Annotated in this window: 7 protein-coding genes; 1 reads left to right on the top strand and 6 read right to left on the bottom strand. The window is 54.3% G+C overall.

Annotation, left to right across the window (positions count from 1 at the left end; genetic code table 11):
* The 6 genes from Xbud_RS18030 to Xbud_RS18055 form a co-directional block, all read right to left on the bottom strand.
* A partial coding sequence (locus Xbud_RS18030; protein WP_099137084.1) for a TIGR03749 family integrating conjugative element protein occupies positions 1-792 on the bottom strand: 792 nt, incomplete at its 3' end.
* Positions 789-1,445, bottom strand: coding sequence for a PFL_4703 family integrating conjugative element protein (locus Xbud_RS18035; RefSeq protein WP_099137086.1), 657 nt, complete (start codon positions 1,443-1,445; stop codon positions 789-791). The genes Xbud_RS18035 and Xbud_RS18030, both read right to left, overlap by 4 nt.
* Positions 1,442-1,798 carry a TIGR03750 family conjugal transfer protein gene (locus tag Xbud_RS18040; protein WP_099137088.1) on the bottom strand — a complete coding sequence of 119 codons (357 nt, stop codon included), beginning with the start codon at positions 1,796-1,798 and terminating at the stop codon, positions 1,442-1,444. Before Xbud_RS18040 ends, Xbud_RS18035 begins: the two co-directional genes overlap by 4 nt.
* Before the next feature lie 10 nt (positions 1,799-1,808).
* Positions 1,809-2,141, bottom strand: a complete 333-nt coding sequence (locus tag Xbud_RS18045; RefSeq protein ID WP_244590010.1) for a TIGR03745 family integrating conjugative element membrane protein — start codon at positions 2,139-2,141, stop codon at positions 1,809-1,811.
* Between the two features lie 79 nt (positions 2,142-2,220).
* Positions 2,221-2,457: a TIGR03758 family integrating conjugative element protein gene (locus Xbud_RS18050; protein ID WP_099137090.1), complete on the bottom strand. Its 237-nt coding sequence runs from the start codon at positions 2,455-2,457 to the stop codon at positions 2,221-2,223.
* Positions 2,454-2,783, bottom strand: coding sequence for an integrative conjugative element protein, RAQPRD family (locus tag Xbud_RS18055; protein ID WP_099137091.1), 330 nt, complete (start codon positions 2,781-2,783; stop codon positions 2,454-2,456). The genes Xbud_RS18050 and Xbud_RS18055 overlap by 4 nt, the downstream gene beginning before the upstream one ends.
* 149 nt (positions 2,784-2,932) lie before the next feature.
* Here Xbud_RS18055 and Xbud_RS18060 point away from each other — a divergent pair.
* Positions 2,933-3,481 (top strand): DUF5710 domain-containing protein (locus Xbud_RS18060; RefSeq protein ID WP_099137092.1); only part of this gene is annotated, 549 nt, incomplete at its 3' end.

A 3,481-nucleotide genomic window follows, 5' to 3' on the forward strand; every position in this document is an offset into this window, starting at 1 on the left:
AGGGATAAAGGCGTTCTCCGGCCGCCCTTTTGTGACGAGGTACAATACCGTCGTATCCTCCGGCGACCCCGTTTCACCCAGCCAACGATGCTGGAACGTAGCCGCGACAAATTTCCCCTGTAAGGCTCGTGGGTCAAGGGTGAGAGTGCGTTTAGCCGTATTGCGCAGTTTCAGCGCGATGACCGTGTGAGGGTGTAATCGCCAGCCTGCCAGCGGAGAGATGGCTATCGGCTCTGACGGGTAGAGGGTGGTGATGGATGGGGTCAGATGCAGATTCACTGGCTGGATGCCGGCCACTGGCTCGACGGTACGTAACGGGGCATACAGTTGCTGCGCGGCATAACGGGTTAAGGCGACCGGAACGGGTGCCAATAATTTGGCGTTGCTTTGCGATTGTGATTTTCCAGTCGCAAGGGATTGTTTTTCATCCGGGTAAACAATACGCACTGGTTCCGTTGCGCCCGTTTTACTGGCGGTGATATCCAGTAAAATGATTTCGCCGTTTTCGCTGTCCTGCAATTTCAGACGGGTTGGCGAAAAGGCATTGTGGGCTTTCAGGTACACCGCCCCGCCGGCACTTTGTACCCGCAATTTATCACTGAGTGACGGCGGCAAACCGACACGGACATTCCGGTCAGCAAAAATTATCCGCTCCTGCCCCACCTTGAGTGAGAGGGATAATGGAATACGTTCCCATTTCATTAATTCATCAGCTTTTGCGCCCACGCTGAACAGCAATATGCTGACCAGTCCTAACCAAATACGACGGCAGCCAGGTAGATATCCTCTCATTGAAACACGCCCTTTTTCTCTTCCAAAGGTTGCGGCATGGCTTCCAGCCGCTGTGGCATTCCGTCGTAACAGTCCAGTGCCAGCCCGAAGGGATTACGTTCGGCATCGCCTTCCCAGCGTACCACTTTCAGCGGATAACGTACCAGTGCCCGTTTGACCGGTTCGGCGTGGTAATATTCATCGGCCACCAAATCCAGCCGGACCACCCAGTTATCCCGGTCACGCACCGTCACACTGCGCGTCCCATAGCCGCGGCCGGGAATTTCATACACCACCCGCACCCGGTCGGGCAGCTCGGCACTGTCGGCACGGGTTTTGGCATCTTCCCGTAAAAAATCCTGACAGGCCGGCGTCAGATAAGGTGATAAAGCGTAAATTTTGGCCGGATAGTCCTGTGCCCCGTTTTTCGGCCAGGCATTCAGTTGCTGGAAAATATAGAAGGCAAAGCTGTAGACGCTGGGCGCAGGCACTTCCCACCACGGGCGCGTGCTGCCGGTGCGTAAGTCTGGCGGATGATGGATGGTAAGATGGCGCGGTGAAGCCATCCAGCCCGTCAGGCTCAGCAGCAATATCAACACTAAAATGCCGCACACCACTCGCAGGGTCAGAATATGCTGATCCCGGTTTTTCACCGCATGACGAAACCGGCTCATCGTACTCTCCTGCTGCGGCGCAACGACCAGCCCTGAGCGGCAATAATCCATGCCGGATCACCGATACCCAACCGGCGTTTTTTCTCTTCCAGCTTCAGCCAGAGATAATTCTCCGGCTTGCCACGTTTAACATGCGTAAGCCAGCGCCCGCCCAGGCTTATCAGGAACAAAGGCATAACCAACATGCCGGTCGGGATCATGACCCAACCGGCTAACGGGAGCAGGGGAAGACTGACGGCCAGTCCAAGCACGATCCCAGCCAATGCGGCCAGTCCCATCTCAGGGGTGGTGAACCCACGAAACACCACCGGTTCGGCGTTTAAACGGTCAGGTAAGAAAGCGATCGTCTGCATGGTGACGGCCTTAAAAGATAATGCTGGCCGATTTCGACAGCAGCCAAATCACGGCAACCAACAGCACCACGCCGACCACGACGATGGCGCCAAACTGGGTCCAGGTCGATTTGCCATCCCGCACTTCGGAAAAGGTTTCGACGGCGGCCGAGGCAACCTTAAAGAACGCCACCGCCGAGAGGATCAACCCGCCAATCACAATGCCATCCTGCGCGTACCCTTTCGCCTGTCCCAGCAATCCGCCACCGCCACCACTTTTAGGCGGTTCGATAGCCGGTAAATCGGCCCAGGCTGATCCACAGGAAAGGCCGAATAACAGTATGAACGTACTGACCCGTGTCATCAGGCTTGTGCTGATACGCTGGCAGACGGTAAAAATTTGCTTCATATTGACTCTGTTCCTTTTCATTATGTTCGCTGCATTAACTGGCAAAAATCCAGACAGCCACGACCAGTAATACCGCGGTTCGGATGGCAAACTGGCTGAGGGTCTGATTACGCACTTTTTCATTCGCCCAGCCATGCCAGACATCCACCGCGGCCCAGGCCGCCCAGAAAAACAAGGTGGCCAGGAAAAACCCGACGCATACCAGATACAGAAAAGTGATATCAAAGTGCCCGGAGGCCACTTCAAAGGCATTGCGTTGTGCGTCAGTCATTGTGGGTTTTCCTGACGGTAATGGCCGGATAACGCGCCGGATTCATGGGGCTGGTCGCGGGAAGGCGTGAGATAGTGATCGATGCCGGCTTTGATGGTGTTGAGATCAGCCTGGATGCGCTGATAATCAAAGTCATAACGAGGGTGTTTTAAAGTATCAGACTGATTTTCTGCGATATTTGCGCGTTCCAGTGCCATTTGCACCTGCTCAATCAGACGCTTTGCACTCGCCAGTTCGTCTTTTTCGGCCGCCTGAGCCAGCGGCATACACCACACAGCCAGCCCCAGCAGACAAACAGAACAGGATATCGAAAAGCTACCGCGCATAAATACTCACCTTATGATGGGTTCCAAAATGCCAAGGATGCGGCGTTTTTTAGCGGTGGTCAGCAATAAACTCTTTATGCTTTGGTAAAAATTAGCTAAATAGTCTGACTAATTTATTGGGTTAACGATTTAATAATGAAGGAAGACCCATGCTGCGGATTGATTTAAATGTTCCCGACGATGAATACGAAAAGGTACGAAAGCTGGGCGCGCACTGGGATGCGGCCGCCCAAACCTGGTATATCGACCACAGTTTTGACCCGACCCCGTTTATGAACTGGTTACCGTTCTACAATGTCCACGCTGAATTCTGGTATCTGGCCCAAACCCGGACGCCGTGCCCGCACTGTCATGAACACACCACCGTCACGGCGTTTATGTTGCCGTCCGGACACCAGCTACTGGAGGCGGATAACGGCGATGAACCCGGCACGGAAGTGGACTACTCAGAGCAGGACAGCCCGGCGTTTCTGTTTTATATCGCCGATATTCCCACTATTGTGCGCAGCGTGCTGCCCGGTTTTCATCACACCCTGCGCAAAGCGGTCAGCCAACGGCTGCGCAGACAGCACTGGATAAACCATTGCGAACACTGTAGAGCACAGCAGGATGATACCGACCTGTTTGCGGAAGTCGGTGGGGCATTTTTCCCAACCTCTAAAGAGCAAGCGGCGACTATTCAGCTTCACCGTATTGAT

The organism is Xenorhabdus budapestensis (assembly GCF_002632465.1).
GTDB classification, from domain to species: domain Bacteria; phylum Pseudomonadota; class Gammaproteobacteria; order Enterobacterales; family Enterobacteriaceae; genus Xenorhabdus; species Xenorhabdus budapestensis.

Bases quoted from the DNA above. Each gene is read 5' to 3' on its own strand.
- Xbud_RS18035 (WP_099137086.1), bottom strand. From the start codon at position 1,445: ATGAGCCGGTTTCGTCATGCGGTGAAAAACCGGGATCAGCATATTCTG.
- Xbud_RS18055 (WP_099137091.1), bottom strand. From the start codon at position 2,783: ATGCGCGGTAGCTTTTCGATATCCTGTTCTGTTTGTCTGCTGGGGCTG.
- Xbud_RS18040 (WP_099137088.1), bottom strand. From the start codon at position 1,798: ATGCAGACGATCGCTTTCTTACCTGACCGTTTAAACGCCGAACCGGTG.
- Xbud_RS18045 (WP_244590010.1), bottom strand. From the start codon at position 2,141: ATGACACGGGTCAGTACGTTCATACTGTTATTCGGCCTTTCCTGTGGA.
- Xbud_RS18050 (WP_099137090.1), bottom strand. From the start codon at position 2,457: ATGACTGACGCACAACGCAATGCCTTTGAAGTGGCCTCCGGGCACTTT.